This window comes from Oxynema aestuarii AP17 (assembly GCF_012295525.1).
GTDB classification, from domain to species: domain Bacteria; phylum Cyanobacteriota; class Cyanobacteriia; order Cyanobacteriales; family Laspinemataceae; genus Oxynema; species Oxynema aestuarii.
The window spans coordinates 2656577-2677876 of record NZ_CP051167.1 but is presented as its reverse complement, the minus strand read 5'-3'; the positions used below and the strand labels follow the sequence as shown (position 1 = coordinate 2677876).

General features: G+C 52.5%; 16 protein-coding genes. 6 read left to right on the top strand and 10 right to left on the bottom strand.

Going from position 1 to position 21300, the window contains the following annotated elements; all coding sequences use genetic code 11:
- Nucleotides 1-90: 90 nt before the first annotated feature.
- Nucleotides 91-753 carry a pentapeptide repeat-containing protein gene (locus HCG48_RS10860; protein ID WP_168569182.1) on the top strand — a complete coding sequence of 221 codons (663 nt, stop codon included), beginning with the start codon at nucleotides 91-93 and terminating at the stop codon, nucleotides 751-753.
- Between the two features lie 179 nt (nucleotides 754-932).
- On the opposite strand, the gene HCG48_RS10855 is transcribed toward HCG48_RS10860, so the two are convergent.
- Together HCG48_RS10855 and HCG48_RS10850 are read right to left on the bottom strand one after the other, a co-directional pair.
- Entirely contained in the window at nucleotides 933-2282 is a 1350-nt protein-coding gene (locus tag HCG48_RS10855) for a PQQ-dependent sugar dehydrogenase (protein WP_168569181.1), read from the bottom strand.
- A 146-nt stretch (nucleotides 2283-2428) separates the two neighbouring features.
- Nucleotides 2429-3343 carry a hypothetical protein gene (locus HCG48_RS10850; protein WP_168569180.1) on the bottom strand — a complete coding sequence of 305 codons (915 nt, stop codon included), beginning with the start codon at nucleotides 3341-3343 and terminating at the stop codon, nucleotides 2429-2431.
- A gap of 311 nt (nucleotides 3344-3654) precedes the next feature.
- Here HCG48_RS10850 and HCG48_RS10845 point away from each other — a divergent pair, with 311 nt between their 5' ends.
- Both HCG48_RS10845 and HCG48_RS10840 read left to right on the top strand, forming a co-directional pair.
- Entirely contained in the window at nucleotides 3655-4881 is a 1227-nt protein-coding gene (locus HCG48_RS10845; protein ID WP_168569179.1) for an AAA family ATPase, read from the top strand.
- Between the two features lie 144 nt (nucleotides 4882-5025).
- Complete coding sequence (locus HCG48_RS10840; RefSeq protein ID WP_168569178.1) at nucleotides 5026-5871, top strand: flagellar motor protein; 846 nt, start codon at nucleotides 5026-5028, stop codon at nucleotides 5869-5871.
- A gap of 14 nt (nucleotides 5872-5885) precedes the next feature.
- Here the strand turns inward: HCG48_RS10840 and HCG48_RS10835 are convergent, their stop codons facing one another.
- The 3 genes from HCG48_RS10835 to acsF form a co-directional block, all read right to left on the bottom strand.
- Entirely contained in the window at nucleotides 5886-7163 is a 1278-nt protein-coding gene (locus tag HCG48_RS10835; RefSeq protein ID WP_168569177.1) for a RuBisCO small subunit-like domain-containing protein, read from the bottom strand.
- A 153-nt stretch (nucleotides 7164-7316) separates the two neighbouring features.
- Nucleotides 7317-7967 carry a hypothetical protein gene (locus tag HCG48_RS10830; RefSeq protein ID WP_168569176.1) on the bottom strand — a complete coding sequence of 217 codons (651 nt, stop codon included), beginning with the start codon at nucleotides 7965-7967 and terminating at the stop codon, nucleotides 7317-7319.
- A gap of 237 nt (nucleotides 7968-8204) precedes the next feature.
- A complete protein-coding gene (gene acsF, locus HCG48_RS10825; RefSeq protein WP_168569175.1) occupies nucleotides 8205-9281 on the bottom strand; it encodes a magnesium-protoporphyrin IX monomethyl ester (oxidative) cyclase in 1077 nt (358 codons plus the stop codon).
- Nucleotides 9282-9679: 398 nt separating this feature from the next.
- On the opposite strand from acsF, the gene HCG48_RS25450 reads away from it, so the two are divergent.
- Nucleotides 9680-11131, top strand: coding sequence for a protein kinase domain-containing protein (locus HCG48_RS25450; RefSeq protein WP_210437217.1), 1452 nt, complete (start codon nucleotides 9680-9682; stop codon nucleotides 11129-11131).
- 532 nt (nucleotides 11132-11663) lie between these two features.
- Here the strand turns inward: HCG48_RS25450 and HCG48_RS10810 are convergent.
- The 4 genes from HCG48_RS10810 to HCG48_RS10795 all read right to left on the bottom strand — a co-directional run bounded on the left by HCG48_RS10810 (nucleotide 11664) and on the right by HCG48_RS10795 (nucleotide 16355).
- The gene (locus tag HCG48_RS10810) at nucleotides 11664-12104 is read right to left on the bottom strand and encodes a DUF2996 domain-containing protein (RefSeq protein ID WP_168569174.1); all 441 of its coding nucleotides are present in this window, start codon (nucleotides 12102-12104) and stop codon (nucleotides 11664-11666) included.
- Between the two features lie 14 nt (nucleotides 12105-12118).
- The gene (locus HCG48_RS10805; protein WP_168569173.1) at nucleotides 12119-13006 is read right to left on the bottom strand and encodes a hypothetical protein; all 888 of its coding nucleotides are present in this window, start codon (nucleotides 13004-13006) and stop codon (nucleotides 12119-12121) included.
- A 130-nt stretch (nucleotides 13007-13136) separates the two neighbouring features.
- On the bottom strand, nucleotides 13137-13664 hold the full coding sequence (locus HCG48_RS10800) for a hypothetical protein (RefSeq protein WP_168569172.1): 528 nt from the start codon (nucleotides 13662-13664) through the stop codon (nucleotides 13137-13139).
- A 228-nt stretch (nucleotides 13665-13892) separates the two neighbouring features.
- Nucleotides 13893-16355, bottom strand: a complete 2463-nt coding sequence (locus tag HCG48_RS10795; RefSeq protein WP_168569171.1) for a PP2C family protein-serine/threonine phosphatase — start codon at nucleotides 16353-16355, stop codon at nucleotides 13893-13895.
- 56 nt (nucleotides 16356-16411) lie between these two features.
- Between HCG48_RS10795 and HCG48_RS27090 the strand changes: the two genes are divergently transcribed.
- Nucleotides 16412-16996, top strand: a complete 585-nt coding sequence (locus HCG48_RS27090) for an NAD(P)H-quinone oxidoreductase subunit M (protein ID WP_511048775.1) — start codon at nucleotides 16412-16414, stop codon at nucleotides 16994-16996.
- A gap of 253 nt (nucleotides 16997-17249) precedes the next feature.
- Nucleotides 17250-20672, top strand: coding sequence for a PAS domain S-box protein (locus HCG48_RS10785; RefSeq protein ID WP_168569169.1), 3423 nt, complete (start codon nucleotides 17250-17252; stop codon nucleotides 20670-20672).
- Here HCG48_RS10785 and HCG48_RS10780 read toward each other — a convergent pair.
- Nucleotides 20669-21196, bottom strand: a complete 528-nt coding sequence (locus HCG48_RS10780) for a tetratricopeptide repeat protein (protein WP_168569168.1) — start codon at nucleotides 21194-21196, stop codon at nucleotides 20669-20671. The two genes, HCG48_RS10785 and HCG48_RS10780, sit on opposite strands and share 4 nt — an antisense overlap.
- Between the last annotated feature and the right edge of the window lie 104 nt (nucleotides 21197-21300).

Sequence of the window (21300 nt, the reverse complement as noted above, 5' to 3'; positions counted from 1 at the left end):
TCAATTTTTAGATTACAATCAGATCCAACCTTTTCAGTTTGCGCGTCACTTCAGCTCCTATATCAGTCCCCCTTCTCTTCGAGGGCAAATATGGAAGACAACCGTCAAAACTCACTTCAAAAAGATTCCCGTTCGCCTTGGCAAAAATGGATAAATCCTCGCTCTTGCGCCTTGGGTTGCGTCTGTTACCTCGCCGGATTTATGACCGTACCCGCGATTTTAATCGCCGATTCCAATCGACCCGAAATTAAAAAAGAGAGATTTTTAAATCGAGAAATCAATTCTTGTCAAAACTGTGACCTTGCTTTTGAGGATTTCGCCTTACGAAACTTCAACGAAGCCGACTTTTCCGGCGCCAACCTTCAAGAGGCGATTTTTGGAGCCACCCAATTAAGCGACGCGAATTTTTCCAAGGCGAATCTGGAAAGAGCGATTTTGAGACAAGCTAACCTAGCAAGGGCAAACTTTGAAGGGGCTAATTTATCTCAAGCCGATTTTTCTTGTGGGGCGGGAACTTGTACTTACTTGAGCGATACTAATTTTAGACATGCCAATTTAACTGGGGCAAATTTTCAAGCAGTTGGCTTTACTCCCGCCGGAGAAACGGGCTTACCTAATGTTGATTTTACTGGGGCTGATTTAACCCGTGCTGATTTTACTTATGCCAGTGTAAAAGGAGCGTTAATGGAAAAAGTAAAGTTATGCGAAACTACGATGCCAGACGGTACAATTTCCAACCGGGATTGTCAGTAAAATGGATGTAGCTTTTCTCAGATTGGTCAGGTAGATACAGCTCTCGGGAGTTCTAAATGTCTTGCCTAGCAGAGGAAAATGCTGTAGAGCGGAATAAATCTAGTCCCAAAACAATTATCGCATATTTGCGAGAAAAGCTATGAAATTGTTTAAAAATAGACGATCGCCCTTGCATTGGTCTACGGTCGATACTGAATCCGATAAATGCGATTATTCGATTCTTCAGTAAATAATAGACTACCATCATTTAAAACTAAAACACTCACCGGGCGTCCCCAGGTAGTCGGTGTTTCTTCGTTCGCCAAAAATCCGGTGAGAAAATCCTCATAATAATCCTGGGGTTGTCCGTTCTCGTCGAAAGGAACGAAAACGAGTTTATATCCCGTCGCGCGATCGCGGTTCCAACTACCGCGAAAGGCCACAAATGCTCCATTGTGATAGCGTTCTGGAAAGCTTTCACCGTCGTAAAATTGCAACCCCAATGCCGCAGAATGGGCTTGAAATAAAACATCGGGCATCTTTGTTTTTTGGACTAATTCGGGCGCTTCGCTGCGTCCGTTGACCGTCCGGCGCGGGTCTAAATTTTGTGGAGAAAAATAGGCATAAGGCCATCCGTAAAATTCCCCTCGATTCAATCCCGTCAAATAGTCCGGAACTAAATCATTTCCCAATCCATCGCGTTCGTTGACTGTCGTATAAAGTTTTCCGGTTATCGGGTGAAAATCTAACCCCACTGGATTACGCAAACCAAAGGCAAAGATTTCGACTTGCGATCCGTCTAAATTCATCACTTGGACGGAAGCGCGCGGTAATTCTTCTCGGTCTACATTCGATCGCGAACCGACGGAAACGTAAAGCTGCTGTCCGTCCGGAGAAACAACTACGTTGCGCGTCCAATGTTGGCGGTATCCTTCTCCTGGTAAGTCGGCAATTTTTTCTCCGTTTCCGGTGAGTTGAGGTTGTCCGTTTTGATAGTTGAAGCGGCGGACTTCTCCGGTATTTCCTAAAAAGAATGAATCGGAGGTAAACGCCATCCCAAAGGGTAAATTTAAGCCATTTGTGCGATCGGCAAAGATATTTTGCTCGTCCGCCACGCCGTCGCCGTCAGTATCGCGCAAGCGGCGAATTTGGTTGTTTGGGGTTTCGGTCACCAGAACGTCTCCGGTCGGCGTCAGCGCCAACCAACGCGGACTCGTCAGTCCTTCGGCGAAAATGTTGACCTCGAACCCTTCGGGGACGTTTAAAATGGGGCGATCGGGAATGGGGACGACTTGCGGCGGTTTGGCGACGCTGTCGCTGTGGAACGGTTCGGGGAGGTTGGCGGCGGAAATGCGAATCGGTTGGGGGGATAAAACTGCCGTTTCGAGGCGATTGGGGGCGCTTGGGGTCGTTTCGCTACCGATCGCCTCCGTTGCTGTATTCGTAGTTTCTGGGGTCGTCGCGGGCCGATCGCCTGTCGGCGCGATCGCATTACATCCGGCGAGGATGAGAGTGACGTAAGGTAAAAAAAATCGAAAGTTAGGCATCATTTATCCAGTTAAAAGTATCGAGTTTAAACGTTCGGTCGATCGGGCAAGGGTAACAAGTTTGAAATGAGTTATTTTTCAAACATTACATTTCCAGGTGTTTTATAAAAGAGTTGATATTATCTAAGATTATTTTAAACTATTTTAGTTTATTTTAGTCGATAAATATAAACATTTTTCCGTTTTTGTACGGACAGAAGTTTTTTTAAAATTCCTTCGAGTTCTGCTTTTGTGGTTCCGGTGGCGATCGCCGTCTCTTCGTAAAAAGCAATCCAGGCTTTTTTGATGCCAATTTTCTTATAATTTTTAGCGACGCGATCGGCGCTATATTGACCTATTTTTTGATAATACTGTTTGGCTAGTTTAGTATTATTGGCGATCGCGGTTTCGAGTTGTTCGCGATATCGATCGCGATCGCCCTCGTGTTCGATATAATAGTCGATTAAGGCTTCGTCACTCATCGCCGCGATTTCTGCTTGCGGTCTGTACTCTTCCCTTTTTTGGCGAACGGGTTCGTCTAAACGGGTAATAATCCCAAATTTAGATTCCGCTTCTTGATAAGAATCTTGAAGCGTTCCGCGAATGCTACAGCCGAAATAAAATGGATAAGATTGTAAAATACCGTCGTAAATAATGCGATCGCCAAAAGGAAGCAACACGGTTTCGACGATCGCGGGTAACGCACTTCCAATTAACTCGCGAAATGGAATATCTAAAGCTAACACCCCATAAACTTTACTCGGTTTGCGATCGACTAAAAAGAGGGTGTACTGTTCTCGGTATCCAAAAATATAGAATTTTCCTTTAATAAAAGTTTTCCAACTGCGAACCAAGTTTAAATCTTCTGAAGAAAAATCCCGGGGATTCTCTTCGAGGAAGCGATCGAATAATTCCGGATGTTGATAAAGCTGTTGGCGGAGAATTTCAATTTCTGCGATCGTAAAATCAACTAAATCCTCCAGTTCGCGTAATTGTTCAAATCCATTAATTCTTTGGTTGACATCAATTAATAAAGAATAATAAAGACGGTAAAAGCGATCGATTTCGGGTTCGGATAATTGCATTTTCTCCTCCTCCACCCGCAATGAATTGGGTTTAACTATTCACTATACCCCGGGATTGGGGCGCCAGTCCGGGCGATCGCGCCTTCAGCTTACCATCCGCAGACTTGACAATTGTGTAGTATTTATGTAGTATAAAGATCGATTCCGACTCAATCGGGTCAATCGATCGGGTCTCGGGCGATCGCCTTCATCCCAACCCGCGATCGAAATCGATCCTAAATACAACCGATTTTATCGCGTTAACCGCTTTAAATTGAGCGGGTTTAAAATCTCTTTTTTTCTATCGCTATTCCTCAGAAACAATACAACTTATGGGAACCGGATATTTTGGGAACTCCCACGATCGCGATCGCGCCAACTCGTCCCCAGAACAGGGATTACTCGGTGCAGGTTGGCGACCGCTTTATCGAGAATTTGACTGGAATTTTTTCTATCATCTTTGCTGTAACGATACCTTTGAACTCACCAAAAAAACCCTGGATGTGATTAGCGATGTTGCCGACGCCCTCGGACGGAAAGATTATGCTTGGTGGGCGAATATTTTTAATCTTTTTTCCGATTATACCCGAGGCGATCTCGATGAATTTTGGGATTACATCACCCCGACCCCACCCACACCCAACTATCGAGAATGTGACACCCTCAGTATCGACACTCCCACGGAACAAATTGTCAGTCGAGATAGCATTCCTATTGACTACGTATTGCGTCGCTTTCAGGAAATTACCGTTTTTAAGATCTTAGATTTATTAGACCGCCCCAATCTCATTACTCAAGTTTATCAAGACCGAAGTTTTTACTATCCCGTCGAACGCTTTGTCAGTTGGGAACGCCTGCAAACCATGGGAACCATTTTCGCTTATTGGCAATCCCACGATATTTGGTTGCAAATAGACTATCTCGGACAAATGCAAGTTGGGGCACGTTCGCAAAAACGCTATACCCTGATTTCCCGAGAACTCGGGTCATTAATTAATAAAGCAACTTACAATCTTGCGGTCATGTTAAGTGGCTATCACAGTCGCGTCGGACAACTTAATAGCGAGTTTGAAATTCGTTCTTTCCCTCAAGATATTCAGATTTTCACCGATGCGGTGCAACAGGCGATTTTTAACCAAAATCAGTTGGCGATTCTCGTTCATGGGGTTCCGGGAACGGGTAAAACGGCGTGGACTCAAGCGGTGGCTAAAGAAATTTTAGTCCCTCTCGGCTATACGATTTTTATTCTCGATCGCGACGGCGTAGAAAACTTTATTCCGCCCAATTATTTAGAGCGAATTTGTATTATTATCAACGAAGCCGATAACTTGGCGCAAGATCGCTCTACCGAAATCGCCCAACAAAGCAATCGAACCGAGCATATTTTAAGTTTGCTCGATGGAACCCTTTATCAAAGTATCATCGACGATCGCCGCCTCCAAGAAACCCAGAAAATCGTCTTTTTGATGACTTGTAACACCACCGAACGACTCGATCCGGCGATGTTACGCAAAGGGAGAATCGATTTAACCTGCGAATTTACCCATCGTTTTGTCTGAACCCGTCTGTTTGTGGGCCGAGTCCGGGAAAAATAGCGGATTTGTTATCCTATTTGAAGAAACTTATGTTTTAAGCGGAAGTCGATCTAACCCAAGTTAAAAACTGGGTCAAGTTACGATAATTTTCACCGGGAGGAAGGGCGAATGGTACGCGGGCGATCGCGATTGGAAGAAATTCAAGAAGATTTTGATATCTGGCCCGCATTTACGGACTTAATGTCCAATGCGTTTATGATTCTCAGTTTTCTGTTATTGCTGGCAATTATTAAACCGTTGGTTTCGATTTCGAGTATGCGCGAAACCGAAGCCGCCTTGCGAGAACAGCTTGTCGGGTTAGAAAATAGTTTGGACAAACAGCGCGATCGCGCGGCGTCGGCGGAACAAAGAATCGGCATTTTAACGCAACAAAATCAAGCCCTGGCTGCCCGAAATCAAGCGCTCAACGCTCAAACGGAAGATTTGAAGGGACGCTTGCAAGAAGAGCTAGAAACGCCCAAAGCACCGCCAATCATCGTGATTCGAGATACGGGTTCCTATCGGTTTGAGTCGGGGAGCGCCCAAGTTCCCGATGCTTTAGAAAGTTACGTGCGATCGCAGTTAGTCCCGCAAATCGAAGCGAACGCCAAACAATATCAAATTGATGTAGTAGAAATTATCGGCCATACCGACGGACAACCGAACGAAAGCAGCGCCAGCAATCTCGATCGCTCCCTGGAACAAGTGGCCCGTGGCAATACGGCGGTCAGTCAACTGGTTCCCGGTTCTAATGCGGATTTGGGGTTGATGCGATCGCTGGCGGTGGTGCAGATTTTACAAAATATTCAGAAAAACGAAAAACGCTTGCAAGGGTTGGAATTTCGCGCCTATTCCGCCGCGCAACTGGTCTCTCCCAGTGGCGGATTTGCGGATATCAACCGCAACGCCGACGAAACCCGCCGTCGGATCGAGATCCGCTTTACCCGCCTGGGAGAAGTCACCAGCGTTCAATAGGGTGGGCCGACCCTTTAGCGGTTGGGACGTTGAACGATCGTCTCGCTGACCCGGCGTTTCGCTTGCGGTTCGATCCCGACAATCCGCACGTAGTCGTTGGGATGGGTTTGCAAACAATTGGCTAATTCCCGGGCCGCTTCCTCGTGGCGATCGCTGGCGATACAGGCGCAAGTTTTCCAGGAATTGGTCTGGAAACGGCGTTTATCCACGAATTCGATGCCGATGTTATATCCGGCGATCGCTAGTTGTTGCAACGGTTCGGCAATCTCTGAAGGTAAGGTTCCCTCGTTAGCCGAATGGTTATTCGCCCGGGGTGTGGCTTCCGGTTGGCTGCGTTCGGTGCGGTTGCGCCCTACCGCTTTCCCCGCTTGCGGCGATCGCGCGGGCCGGATTTCCTCGTCGTCGTCGCGATCGTCAATTCTCATGTACTCCCGCGACAGGCGCATCCGACGCACTCGGTCTTGTTCGTCGAACATCAGATGACCGATTTCGAGCAAATGTTCTAGATTAAAGTTCGGTCGCTCGATCTTCGGCGCCCCTTCCGTACTTTTGAGCAAGCGCGACGAGACCCGATTTAAGCCGATTTGGTCGATGAATTTACGCACTTGTTCGTCGTACAAGCGCGATCGCAAGGCGCCGAAAAAGTCGATCGATTGCTCTGGGAAGGTATCCACTAACTGTTCGATTTGAGCGCGCGAGAGTCCGTCCGCTTCAAAAATTCCCGACACGATACCGATGCGATCGTCCCGGGTCGGTTCCCAGTAAAATTTCTCCATGCGACCGTCACGGATTAACGGTTCGTAGAGGGTCGAAAAGTCATTTCCGGTGACGATAATCGGGACCCGGTGCAGGGGAGTCTCGTCGTAACTCCCCGGTAACTGCACGTTGGTCGGATTGTCCGCAATATTCATCAACGTCCCGTTGACCAGTTGGGTGTTGACCGTGTACTGGGTGGAGCGATCGAATCGTCCGGCCCCGGCGTCGAGGTCGTTAATCATCAACACCGACATTCTGCCGCGCGTGCGAATCAGTTCGGCAGCTTCGCGATAACGCAGGCGAATCAAGCGCGCCGGATCCCCCGCGTCCGGGCTTTCGAGTTCTCCCGCCGACATGTGGACGACTTCGACGCCCATTTTCTCGAACACCAGTTCGCACTGAAAGGATTTACCCTCGCCCTTGCGTCCGTGAATTCCCAAAATTAAGGGAACCCGAACATCGGGTAAATCCATAAAGTTCTTGGTAATGTGAACCGCTAATTTGTCTAAAAACTTCGGAGCGATATAAAAACTCATGCCTGTTGAAATTCGCGATCGCGCTGCTTTTTTGTTCTTGTATTAAGATTTTATGACAAAAGCTTCGAGACAATAAATGTTTTTCGAGGGATTGAATTAAAATCTTTTATTCTGGCAATAAGTCCGTCGCGATCGCCTCACCCAACCCCTAACTTACGGCAGCCATTCCAACACGATACCCCAACGATTTTCCCCCTCACCTTCTGCATCTTGTCGCTGCCAATCCGCCCCCAAACGCAGTTGTGGCAAAACCGCATAACCGACATTGACAGAAAACAAACCCCCGCTTTCTTCACTGCCGACCCCTACCCGACTGTATCCGAGGGCAATATCTGCCGCCCCCGTGCGCGACAGGGCCAACATCACCCGCCCGCCGAGTTGTAAACCGTCGATGGAGTAATCCTCAGATTCGAGTTGGCGGTAGCCGAGAACCGGAGCAATATTGACGTAATTGCCCAACGGCAGCAGGTAATAGCGCAATTCGGCACCGCCGCCGGAGCGATCGCCCCCACTGGCCTGATAATCCCCACTCAGAGTCAATCCGGTGCGACCGAGAAAGATATCTTCCACCCCAATTTGGACGCCGCTACTGTCGTCCGCGTCGCTAAATTGCGAGTAACCCAACCGCACTCGGGTTTTAAAACTCGGATCGTTACGAATATCGTCTAAAACATCAGGAACCTCTTCCAACCACCGTTGTAAAACCGGGCTATTTTCAATCACTTCCGGATCGAGATCCAACCGTTCGGCATCCGAAGTTTGGGCGATCGCCATTGGAGCAAGAATAAAGAAGAAAAAACTCACAAGCCAAAAGCCAGAGGTCAGAAGAGATAAACGAAGAGATAAACGGGATTGGCGGGTTGTTTTCATGTGAATTTTAGAGGCAAAAGTTAAAAGTTAAAAGTTAAAAGTTAAAATCAACAATCAATAAGCAAATAACTCCCTCACTCTCAAATCTCAAATCTAAAATCAATAAAAACGGCCCTGCGACAGTGCAGAGCCGAAAGACGAAACAACAGAGGAGCGAAACCGGAATACTGACTAACGAACTACCCCTTCCATCGATGTCACTTCGATGGGCTTCATCAGATACAGACGCAGAAGTTGCCAGGCAGTAGAAAGATAAAGGGGTAGTTTTTGGAAAAACTGCAAGAATTTCGGCGTGTTAGAACTCGCAATTTCGGCAAGTTTAACATTATTTTCCGTGCAGGTGTCCAACCGACTGAAGAATTCGGGATGTTCTACATCCAGAACCAGAGGGAACACCCGTCCTGCAGTTTCGTTGGTCTTGCGAATCACGTGAATGTCATAATCACGGGCGTCAAGACCGATGCAAGCGTAGAATCCGGAACGCTGGATATCATTAAGATACATCGTAGCAAAGACGGAGAGCAAGAAGAAACGGCTCCAGAGTTTCGCTCTCCAGTCGTTGAGCATTTGCGGTTGCGACTTCATAATCGCATCGAAGAAATCGCCGTGGCGGTTTTCATCCTGACACCAATTTTCAAAGAAGCGGAAAATCGGATAAATCCGATGTTCGGGATTCGCTTCTAAGTGGCGATAGATGGTGATATAGCGCCAATAACCGATTTTCTCGGATAAATAGGTCGCGTAGAAGATAAACTTCGGTTTAAAGAAGGTGTATTTCTTATTTTTGGTCAAAAATCCCAAATCTAGGGATAATTTGAAATCCGACATCGCCTTATTTAAAAATCCGGCGTGACGGGCTTCGTCACGGGACATCAAAGCGAAGCACTCGGCTAAAACCGGGCTTTTGTCTTTGAGACGACGGGATAATTCTTTGTAAAGCAGAAAGCCGGAGAATTCAGCCGTGCAGGAACGTTCTAAGAATTCGACAAACAACCTGCGCGTTTCGCCGTCGATGTGGTCCCAAGATTGCTCGAACTCGTCGTCACGGACGAAGTGGTGACGGTTGTAGTCGGTGCGAAACTCTTCGAGAATCGCTTGGAGTTCGTCTTCATTCGGGGAGATGTCCATTTGAGCCATCTCCTCGAAGTCGGTGGTGTAAAACCGAGGGGTGAGGATGGTGTCCTTCGCCGGGGCTTTGACCCCAGGGCGAATTTCATCAAAGGCAGGTTTTTTGAGGGAATCTACCATAGGATTCGTTGTTGATGTTCTTAAATGTGCCTGACGGGTGTCTGACGAGTATCCGACCCGAAAACGCCGACGAAATCGCCGCTTGAGTAGGTCGATCGCCCTTAAGGCGTGCCTAGAGTTATACGCCCGTGAAGTCGTATTGCCTTCAGTCTATCAGTGTAAACTGAGTTAACCGCATCCGATCGCGTTAAGATTCGCAACAGTCAGTCAATTTTTGTTAAAAATTTGCAATAACTGAGTAGAATTACTCAATTTTTTGAGCGATCGCCCCCAGTTTGGGTTCGATGGAGAGAACAAAATCCGATCGCCACCGACCGAGACCCGTGGGGCGATCGCCCAGAGTCCGGGGAGATTGTGCCAACATAAAAGGAAAGGCATTAGCTCGATGGCGTCCCCGTATGACTGTTTGCCTCAATCCGCACTGTCCGCAACCGAATAATCCCGATCGCTCCCAATTTTGCCAGACTTGCGGCGCGAAATTGCTGCTCGGCGATCGTTATCGTTCCGTCAAACTGATTGGTTCGGGAGGATTTGGGCGCACTTTTCTCGGCGTAGACGAATACAAACCCTCCCACCCCCGTTGTGCGATCAAGCAATTCTACACCCCCGACGAAGGACGGAGCTCCCACTACCAAAAAGCCTGCGAACTGTTCCGACAAGAAGCGATCCGCTTGGAACAACTCGGACAACACCCGCAAATTCCCGACCTCCTGGCCCATTTCGACCAAGAAGGACGGCAATATCTCGTGCAAGAGTTCGTAGACGGTCAGAACTTAGCCGAAGAACTCGCCCTCACGGGCACCTTTGACGAACGACAAATCCGAGAACTGCTCGAAAATATCCTGCCGATTTTAGAATTCATCCACGAGCGAGAAGTCATCCACCGCGACATCAAACCGGAAAATATCATTCGGCGCGATCGCGACGGCCAGCTATTTCTCGTAGACTTCGGCGCCGCTAAAGCCGTCACCGCCGCCACCTTAGGCCATACCGGAACCGTCATCGGCAGTGCGGGCTACTGCGCCCCGGAGCAAACCATCGGTAAAGCCACCTTTGCCAGCGACTTGTATAGCTTGGGCGTCACCTGCGTTCACTTGCTCACTCAAATCGAACCGTTCGACCTGTTCGACGCCCGGGAGGGGCAATGGGTATGGCGCGATTATTTAGTCGATCGCACCGTCAGCGATCGCCTCGCCCGCGTCCTCGACAAACTGCTCGAAAATCCCCTATCGCGACGCTATCACAGTGCGAGCGAGGTTCTCCAAGACCTACAGCGTTCTCCCGCCCGGGCGATCGTCAACCCGGCGCCCTCCGCGCCCTCCGTCACGCCCTCCCCTCCCCCTCGCGGCGAACTCGTCCCCGCCGACGAAGACCTCCAAAAACGAATCGGCACCAGTTACTTACTCTGGGTCGTCGGTTGGGTCGGCATCAGTGGCTTGCACCGACTTTATAACGGCAAAATCTTCTCCGGCGCCTTGTGGTTCTGCACCGGAGGCTTATTCGGTCTCGGTCAGATCGTCGATGTCTTCCTGATTCCGGGAATGGCCGAAGAACAACAAGCCAAAATCCGCGCGAAACTGGGAATTTCCGAACGCGGAATTCCCTTACGTCAGCAAGCGGCGATCGCCCAAACCCTCACCCCCAACCGTCACGACCAAATCGCCATCAAACTCCTCAAAGCCGCCCAAGCACGCGGCGGCCAGCTCTCCGTCACCCAAGCCGTCATGGATACCGAAATCGGTTTTAGCGACGTCGAAGCCACCCTCACCAAAATGGTCTCCTCCGGTTACGTCAGCATAGAAAACGACCCCATCACTGGAGTCGTCCTCTATCGCTTTAATGAATTCTGACCCGACCTTCACCCTCCCCGGGTAACGCTTCCCCATCGGGAACCCTTAACCTCTGCGCGGGAAAGCATCCAGTCAGTGACAGCCATCTCCGTCGATGTGACGTTCTCCCGACGCTGACCTATGCGCTTCGCGCAAGCTTCGCCAAGGGTACAACGCGGGCTTCCCACCTCACGGACAGAAGTCCATCTGCCCCGGCGTCTTGGGAAGTTCCTGTTTCATCCGGTCTGGTCTAGGCAACGCCCCCGACCGAACCCGTCCACAGGCATTTTGTTTGACATCCACGATCCGTCCAGCCGCAGATTGAGAGGATTTCGTTTTGAGGGTGCATTTCCTATCCGCCGCACTGTTCACCAGCCGAATTGTATGGCTGTACGTTGGTGTCGGGACAGAAAGCCGCCGCTAGTCTTGGCCATCAAGGGCATTGCTGCCGTGCCAGTTCAAGTTGACCAGATTGGCGAGTCCGTTCCACTCGATCGCCTCGGCTTTCATCCCGACAGCTTCGCGTAGAGTGCGGGTCTTCCCGCCGATTAAGCTAATTCGGGCCGAGCCACTTTTGACCGTTCAAACGCTGCACCACATAAAAGACCAACAAATCTAAATCGATCTTGCGTTCGTCAATCAAAAACGGTTCCAACGTACTCGGTTGACTCGACCCTTCAAAGCAAGAAAAAGCCCTCGGCCCTTTAATATCCTCCGCCGGGAAGTAAATATTAAACTGCCGCCGTCCGTTCATCCAACGGCCAATCACTTGAGCGCAATCCCCATTCTCTCCCAAACTTGCCGCGACCTTCTGTTTGGCAAAACTCAGCTCCAGATCGTCGAGACCTTGTTTGCCGAGCGCTTCTTTGAGAGCCGGGATGTAGTGTTGTTCGACGAACTCGGCAAAGGGTTTATCTTCCACCGCAGGAGGTTTTTCCTTTTTTGCCGCTTTCGCCGGAGGTTTTCCCTTGGGCTTTTTATCTTCTGGTGCCATTGACGCTGTATCCTTTAAATCTCAGCAACTGCTCGTTCGACTAACCGACGAGCCAGGGTTTGAATCCCCGTATGCTCATAGTAATTCGTTGTCATGTCCAGAAAAGCACCGAGGTAGTCTAATTTATCGTCAGACACTTCGATAAATTCTTGGATGTTGTTGACCACCTTCTCCGGAGTCAAGCCCCGAGAAGCGACGAAATTGCTCATCCAGCCAGAGGTCGAGGCAAAACTTTCGCCGATAAACCCGAGTTGTCCCGCCGCATCGCCACCGGGAATCACACTGCTGAGTTTTTGGAACATCCCATTTTCTTTGATGTCCGAAGCGCTCAAGTTGCCGATAATTTCTTGGGTTTTGAGAATAAAGTCCGGTCCGAGGGGAATCAACCCGTCCAGACAGACTAACGCCGCCATCCGCATCAACGATTCGCCGCCGTAATCGCCCAAAGAGGCGACGAAATCGCCGATGCTGTCCCCAGGAATGCCGTTAATTTGGCAAAAGGCAATCAGTTCGGCCACCAATTTGAGGGACAGATCGATGGTTTGGGCTTTGTCCGGTTTCGGGGTGAGCCGATTCAAGAAGCCCAAGAATCCGACTTTTTCGCCCACCTTATTCGCGAGGGCGGCGGCACCGAGGGTTCCGCCAAAACTATCGACGGTTTGATAAATCCACAAGGCTCGTTGGTATCCTTGGGATTTATCGTTATAAAGCTCGATCGCCCGTTCGCCAATAGCTTGAATGACTTCGTCGTCTTCGACTTCGGTAACGCGACGGATCGTGTTTTCAAAGCCTACGAGGTTTTCCCATTCCCCGGGAACGACAAAATCGAGGGATCTTAAAACGTAAATGGTGATGTTATTCGTCGGTAATTCGTCAACTAATTCATAGATCGGTTTACTCACCTTCGGCTCCTTTTGTGATATCTAGATTTTGCATTGGAAAAGGCAACAGGGAAGAACTAAGAGGCAAAAAGTTATAGGTCGGAGATTAGATCTCAAAATCTCATGTTTAAGCCTTCTGATTGGTGACGTTCTATTTCAATCCGGCTAACCCATTTAAGTTAAACTTTTGCAACCAGGCTTCCCGATCGCCTTCGGTAAACGAATCGTCTCGGGATTGAATTTTGACTTGGAAGCGATCGGCGACCAAAATCGCCGTATCTTTCTGGGTTAAAGAATAAGCGGGATATCCGGCCACTTTCTTAGTGCTGTTTTGGAACTTTTCAGCCGCTTTCGGATTGTTGGCCGTATCGGTAATGGACAATACCGCAATTTCTTTGCCCCCTTGTTTCAATTTCGCTAAGGCCGAGCCTTGTTTTTCCTGGGTGTAAACCCGCTCGAAACCGTTGCCGGAAGGGGGGAAAAAGCGGTTGAAAGCACTTCCGGGAAGGACTTGGGCGCCGGAAGAACGAGAGGTATTGACTTGTTCGGTGCTTTGACGTTGGGCCGAATCCCAGCGCGAGGCTTGTTTCGACGAACCGCCGCAAGCAGTGACGAACAGCAACAGGGTTAAGGCAACGGAAATTATGGTGGCGGAGGTACGTTGTTTTTTAATAATCATCGATTTAACCGAAAAAATAGTCAGGTAGGGGCGATCGGCAAATCGCCCCCATAAGATACGTCGGATCGTAGCGCAGACCGGATCCGGTACTGGAGATCCTTGCGATTTATTCAGATTTGCACCGATGAGGGGGCAAAAGGGGGGGAAGGGAAGCGCTCGCACGGGCTTGGAGGGGGTGGCAGTTGTGCGAAGGGGAGGAGGGGAAGGTCTGGAGATCGCGATCGCGCCTTACGGCGTCGAGGGTGTCGCCGGGGGGGAATCGGCGGGGGGAGAATTGGCGCCTCCGGCGGGGGGTGGGGTACAGTTTTCGAGATCGTCGGCGCGGGGATCGCGCTGTTCGCGCACGGATCCGAGCAGACGAGTTTCTCGAATCCAGCCGACTTGTCCGGCTTTGACCGGGGAGGGAGTCGTCAGATGGTTGGCTGGGGAATGGGCGATCGCGGAATCCGAGGGCGTGGTTGGCGACGATTCGTGTTCGAGTTGGAGATCGGGCGATCGCCCGGTGGTGGCGGGGTCGTTCCCCGGGTCCGGCGCGTTGGGGATCGCACAAACTTGCAGTTTGACCCAGATGTCGGACTCCCCTTGAAGCTTTTGTTTTTGCTGAATCTGCACGATACTGCCCACGGGAATCATGCCGACGATCGCCTCGGTGGCGCTGGCAGAATCGACGGGTTCGGCGAGCAAAAGGCGCAAGTTATTGCCATTGTCGTTCGCATTCGTCGTCAGTTCCAAGCGGTAGAAGGCTTGGAGATCGAGAGCATTGCGGGCGATCTCGCCGGAATCGACGACGGGAGAGGGACGGTACTTGGCGATCGGATTTTGCCAGCGTTCCGTCGCCATTAAAACGGCGACGATCCCGACCCCCAACAGGGCGATCGTCGCCAACGCCACGGGCCAGGAGAGCAGCGAGTTCGGCTTGGTCTGGGGTGGGGGGACGATCTGGGTATCGCCCCCCTTGTTCTTCGGAATTTGGGTATCGGCTTCGCGAGAACTCGCCTCGGCGGGGTCGCGTTCCCAGGTGTTTGTGGACGGGATCGATTCGAGGTGTTCGAGGAGGAGATTCGGACTGAGGCGAACGTCGGGATCCGGTTCGACCCGGCACAACAGCACGGCGACAGTGACGTTATCGTGTCCGTTATGGTAGTTGCCGATATCGATCAACTTAGTTACCGCGCGGCGCACGTTCAATTCCCCCGTTAAAATGGGCAAAATCTCCGTTTCCCAATATTGTTCGACGCGATCGTTATCGCTCAAGCCGTCAGAACAGAGGAGAAATACGCTATCTTCATCCAGGATCGTCCGTTGCACCGTCGGATGCAAGATCGCCGATGCCCCCATACCGAGGGCTTGAATTAAAGAGCCGGAAGCCCCTTGTTGCAAGGCATCGCGGTAGAGAGCGTAACCGAGACGCACTTCTCGGGAGGCCACGTCATCGTCTAAAGTGACTTGCCGACATCCGGAGCGGGTGATCCAATAGGCGCGACTGTCGCCGACGTGAGTGAGGTAGATTTCGAGATCGCGGGCGAATGCCATCACCAGGGTCGTTCCCATGCGTTGGCGTCCCTGTCGCTGTTGACCGTCATTGCGCTCGGAAATCAGTTGGTTCGCGGCGCGGACGGCCCCTTCCAGGGTATTGCTCAGGGTTTGGGGGTTTAAGGGAACCGGACGCTCCAGGAGGGGTTGGAGGTTGTCTCGTACCGCTTCGATCGCCAATTGAGAGGCGACGTTCCCCCCTTCGTGTCCGCCAATCCCATCGCAAACGATCGCCAGCACCGACCCGTCCGGGGGAATGGCGATCTCGGTCTCGCTGGCGGGATAGCAAGCATCTTCGTTGCGACGGCGGGTCGGACCGCGATCGGTTCCGGTAGCGAGCTGGTAGGTGCGCCGATACAGGCGGGACGTCGTGGCGATCGCGAGATCGAGCAGTTCGAGGAGTTGGGTCGGGGTGCGGATTTGCGATCGTTCCAGCATCCCGAACAGTTTTTCTAAAAAAGGTGCCACCAGGGGATCGGCGTGAGGGAGCAACTGCCTCCCCAAGCGACCGAGGCGATCGAGTTCGACGGTTTGTCCGCGATCGAACTTCAGTTCTAAAATCTTTAAAATCGACCCGTCCACCCGCAATAACTCCGGTTGTACCAGGGTCGAAAGCACTTTTTCCTTCGCAAACGGGTACCACAATTGGGCGATCTGCCACAACCAATTGAGCTGGCGCAGGGGAGACGCCTGTCTCCAGCTTTCTCGCAAACTCGGCAGCAACTCGACGCGCACCGAAGGATTGCCGTTACTCGACGCCGTGGCTTCCCCTTGAGGGACGACGGCGATCGCCCCTTGTTCGAGCAACCAAATCGGCTGCACCGTCGGATTGCCATCTTCCGAAAGCACGCCGTAAATTTGAGGGACGTGGAGGCGGTAGGGAAACAACTTCAAATAGGGAACGGTCGATTCGGGCAGATCCACCCATACTTGCGGGACTTGACCCGGTTTCGTATCTAGAAAAACGCGCCGAGTCATCACCTGATAGCGCTCCGCGAGGATGTCCCCCGGCTGATAGTTGTCAACACCCTTTCCCACTCCCCAGAGGTAACGCTTCGGTAAAGGAGTGCGGCATTGCTTGCAAAATTTAGCGGTATGGGGGTTGGCCGTTTGACAGGTGTAATTGGGACAGTAGATCTTTGCCGCCGGGTTTTGCATGGGGTTTCCTCGCGCCTGTACGCTGTTGTCGGTAGAGCCGTATGGGTTGAAAAACTATCTCATTCAAACTAGCTTATTGTCGCCGCGCTCGATGCCAATGTCACGGACGATCGCCTGCGATCGAGTGGGTTAACGTCGCGATCTCAATCCTCCAACCCCCCACGAATTCTCGCGAGCAGCCCCGCCACGAATACCGTCGTTCGCCTGGGCGATCGCCGTTCGGGGAGATCGAACTCTCGCAATCTCAACGAGCATGTCAAAATGATTGTAGTCTTATTGTTGCCCGTCAAATTCTCGTTATGTTACTCAAGTCCACAACTCGTCACATCCACATTTTTGCTGCCGAAGTCCTAGAAGGAGAACTCGTCGCCAGCAATGATGTTTTGACCCTCGACATCGATCCGGATAACGAACTCAACTGGAGCGACGAAGCCGTACAAAAGGTCTACCGTCAATTTGACGAATTGGTCGCTTCTTATCGAGGCGAACCGTTGACCGAGTACAACTTGCGTCGGATCGGCTCGGATTTGGAACATTTCGTGCGATCGCTCCTGCAAAAGGGCGAATTGAGTTACAACCTCAACAGTCGGGTGATGAATTACAGTTTGGGTCTGCCCCAAGTCGTTTCCCAAGAGCAATAGTTGCCATCCCTAACCCCCGGCGCGCTCCGGCTTTGCCGTCGCGAAGCTATCGCTGAAGCGGACTCAATCTAACCCGATTGTTCGAGGGAACAATCGGGTTTTTCACGTGCCGCAACCCGCCCTCATCGATCGCCGTCAAGTCCTACAATCGAAATAAAGCGAAATCAAGCCTACTGACGATCGCGACAGAGATCGAACCCCGTAAAAGGTTGGCTCGATCGCGTGCAAATTTTTGATAGTTCTGTGTTGAAAAATGTTGGCCCTCTCGAACCTTCCGGTTTTCGGTTTTTTCCTATCCCACGGACAAAATTCTCTGTGGAAGCCGGGGTTAGTATGGCTGCATTCGCTCTCCGATCTCGCCATCGCGATCGCCTATTATTCGATCTCCCTCGTCGTGATTTACGCGCTCCAAAAACGTCGGGACTGGCCGTTTCGTTGGTTATTTTTCTTATTCGTCGCCGTCTTCCTCGGTTCGGGGACGACCCACTTAATGGCGGCGTGGACCTGGTGGCACCCGGAGGGGTGGCTTTCGGGTTGGGTCAAAGCATTCACCGCTTCGATCGCCCTCGGAACGGCGATCGTCGCGCTCCCCTGCCTCCCCAAAACCCTGAAGTTACCCGATCGAGAAACACTCGATCGCGCCTTAGCCCGGGAAATTGCCGAACGCGAACGCGCCGAAGCCCACTATCAAATTATGGCCGACGCCATGCCGTTCGGGGTCTGGATGTGCGATCGTGAGGGCAAGGTCACCTACGTCAGCGCCTCGTTCCTCCATCTGCTCGACATGACCTTAGAAGAATGTCGCGCTTCCGGCTGGATCGGACGCTTGACCCCTCCCGACGTCGCCCCGACCTTGGCAGCGTGGCGTCACTGTTTGGCGACGGGACAGGTGTGGGACTGCGAATATAAAATTATCGGGAAAAACGGTCGAGAACATACGATCTGGACCCGAGGGCGTCCCTTGCGCGACGAGAACGGCGCGATCGCCTCCTGGGTCGGGATCAATCTCGATATCAGCGATCGCAAGCAGATGGAACGGGAACGCAACCAACTGCTCGATCGCCTCGCCACCAAACAACGGCTGTTAGAAGCCGTCTTACAACAAATGCCTGCGGGGGTCGTGGTCGCCGAGGCGCCCAGTGGCCGCATTTTACTGACCAACGACCGCGTCCGGGAGTGGTTCGATACCGAACAAACCCCCGTCACTCCCGTGGCGGCGGATCTGAAAGTCCATCCCGTCGAACCCGGCGATCGCGATCCGGACGCCGTCGAGCCGATCGCCCTGGCGCGCACGATCTCCACCGGAGAAATCGTCGTCGAAGAACCCGTCGAAATCCGCCGTCGGGATGGCATCTGCCGCACTTTACTCACCCATTCCACTCCCGTTCGCAACTGCGACGGGGAAATCGTCGCGGGGGTGTGTACCTTGCACGACGTCACCGAACGCCAGCGCATTCAAGCGGAACGGGCCACTTTGCTCCTCAAAGAACAGCAGTTGCGCCAACTCGCGGAACAAACGAACGAACGTCTGGCGGGATTGCACTACGTCACGGCGGGACTGTCGGAAGCCCTCACGGCGTCGGACGTGGCGGACGCGATCGTCAATACGGCCCTGGCGACCCTCGGCGCCACGATGGGGATTGTCTCGATCCTCGACGAGGATGCCGAGGAATTTCACAACATTCGCATGGTCGGCTATCCCCCCCAAGTGGTGGAACAGTGGCAGCGATTTAGCGCCACGGCGGCGGTTCCCATTGCCGACGCCACCCGCACGAAGACGACGATCGTCTTGGAAAATGCGGCGCAACGAGACGAACGCTATCCCAACCTGGCGGCGGTGCAAGCTTTGGTGAACCATCGTTCTTTGATTGTCAGCCCGATGATTTTAAACGATCGCGCCATCGGCGCCTTGGCGTTTGGGTTTGCCGAAGAACGCTCCTTGAGTCGCGACGACCTCTCCTTCGTGATGGCGTTGAGCCAACAATGTGCGTTGGCGTTGGAACGATCGCGGCTGTTCGAGGCCCAACGGCGGGCGCGTCGGGAGGTGGAACAAACGTTAGAAGCCTTGCGAGACAGCGAGGCTCGCTTTCGAGGGGCGATCGAGTCGAATGCGATCGGTATTGCCATCGCTAAGTTCGATGGCGAGTTGACTTACGCCAACGATGCCTTTTTAGAAATTGTCGGCGCCAAGCGCAACGATCTCGACGCGGGAGGCTTACATTGGTCGCCGATTGTCGCCCCGGACTTGCGCGAGCTCGACGCGGATTCGCGCGCGCGGCGGTTACGTCGGGGAACGCCGACCTTCGAGCAGGAATACGTACGCCCGGACGGCGATCGGCGTCAGATCTTGGTCAGCAGTACCTTGTTAGCTGGATATGAAGAGACGGTTTTATCCTTCGTCCTCGACCAAACCGAACGCAAGCGCGTCGAAGCGCAGCGCGATCGCCTCTTGAAGTTGGAACGGGCGGCCCGGTCGGAAGCGGAGGCGCTCAACCGCGTCAAAGACGAGTTTTTGGCGATCTTGTCCCACGAATTGCGAACGCCGCTCAACCCGATTTTAGGTTGGGTGAAGTTATTGCGAAATCGCAAGTTTGAAGGGGCGACGATGGATAAAGCTTTAGAGACGATCGAGCGCAACGCCCAGTTACAATCCCGTTTAATCGAGGATTTACTCGATATTTCTAGTATTTTGCAGGGCAAGTTAAATTTAAAAGTCAAATCCGTCCCCCTCGATCGCCTTCTAGGGGCGGCGATCGAGTCGGTGCGTGTGGCGGCGCAAGCGAAGGCGATCGCCATCGACGCCGATCTCGACGGCGACATTCCCCCGGTGATGGGAGACGCCAACCGCTTGCAGCAAATTTTCTGGAATTTACTCTCGAATGCGGTCAAGTTTACCCCCTCGGGCGGACGAATTACTATCCGCCTGGAAACGACAAAGGATCCGACCCGGGACGGCGAAGGCGCCGCCAAGCCCAGCGAAATCCCCCTTCCCGAACCCGAATATGCTCAAATCGAGATCGCCGATACCGGAGAAGGGATCGATCCGGAGTTTTTACCGTTTATTTTCGACCGCTTCCGTCAGGCGGACAGTAGCACGACGCGCAAGTTCGGCGGGTTGGGTCTCGGTTTGGCGATCGTCCGCTATCTGGTGGAAATGCACGGCGGAACCGTGAAGGCTTACAGCGAGGGGGTGGGTCGCGGTACCTGTTTTACGGTACGGTTGCCCTTGGGCGGCAGTTTCGAGGGGTCGCCGTCGGATCGGGAGCGATCGCCCTCGTCGGTTCCGGATCCTTTGGACGGGGTGCGGGTGGTATGGCTCGATCGCTTTGCGGACTGTTTTGATGGTATCTGTACGATCTTGGAACGATACGGGATGCGCGTCGATCGCGTGGCGTCGGTCTCGGAGGCGATCGAGATCCGGAACGACGATCGCCCGGATGTCTTCGTCGGCGACCTGGCGGGGCTCGATCCGACGGAGTGCGAGTTACTCCACGAGGCGAGACATCGTCAGGGGGGATCGGGGTCGCCGATTCGGGCGATCGCCCTCACGGACGGCATTTCGGCCACGGAACGCCTGCTGGCGGAGGGCTTCGATGGCCAGTTGCTCAAACCCGTGGAACCGGAAACTTTAATTCGGGCGATCGCCGATCTGTTGTCGGCCCCGGGCGATCGCTAACTCCATCCCGCCCAAATGCCCAGTAGGAGGACGATCGCCGCGATCGCAATCCAAATAAACCGATTGTCCTCGGTATTCACTTCAGACCAATCGATCGGGACTTCCTCTCGTTTCTGCTTCTTCGGCGGGCGCCGCTTCGCGACCGCTTCCGCACTCAGTTGGCTGACTTTCGATTCCCCCTGTTCCATATCGCTGAGGTCGGGAATTTTGACCAGCCAATCCGGTCGCGTCGTCAGTTCGGGGGCTTCGAGGATGTAAAGCAAGCGCCGCCCTTGTTTGCGGGTCTCGAACGACGCATGACGCGACAGTTCGCGACACAGGGCGATCGCCTCCTGACGCAATCCCGCCGCTTGATAGGCGCTGACCAACCACATTTGCACCTCACCCCCGAGGCGCGATTGGCGGGCTACTTCTTCTCTAGCCGCTTCTAAATGGGCGATCGCCTCGCGGTAGCGACCCCGTTCGAAGGCATATCGACCTGCTTGATATTCGTCGCGAAACCGCTCTGGGGTTTGAGAACTCACGATACTTTAGCAATGTAAGCCTTGAATGCGTTCCGAGCTTAGCGCGATCGCCGTGCTTCTGGCAACGCGGCGATCGCCGTTCCTGCGAATCTTTTTCCCCGCAC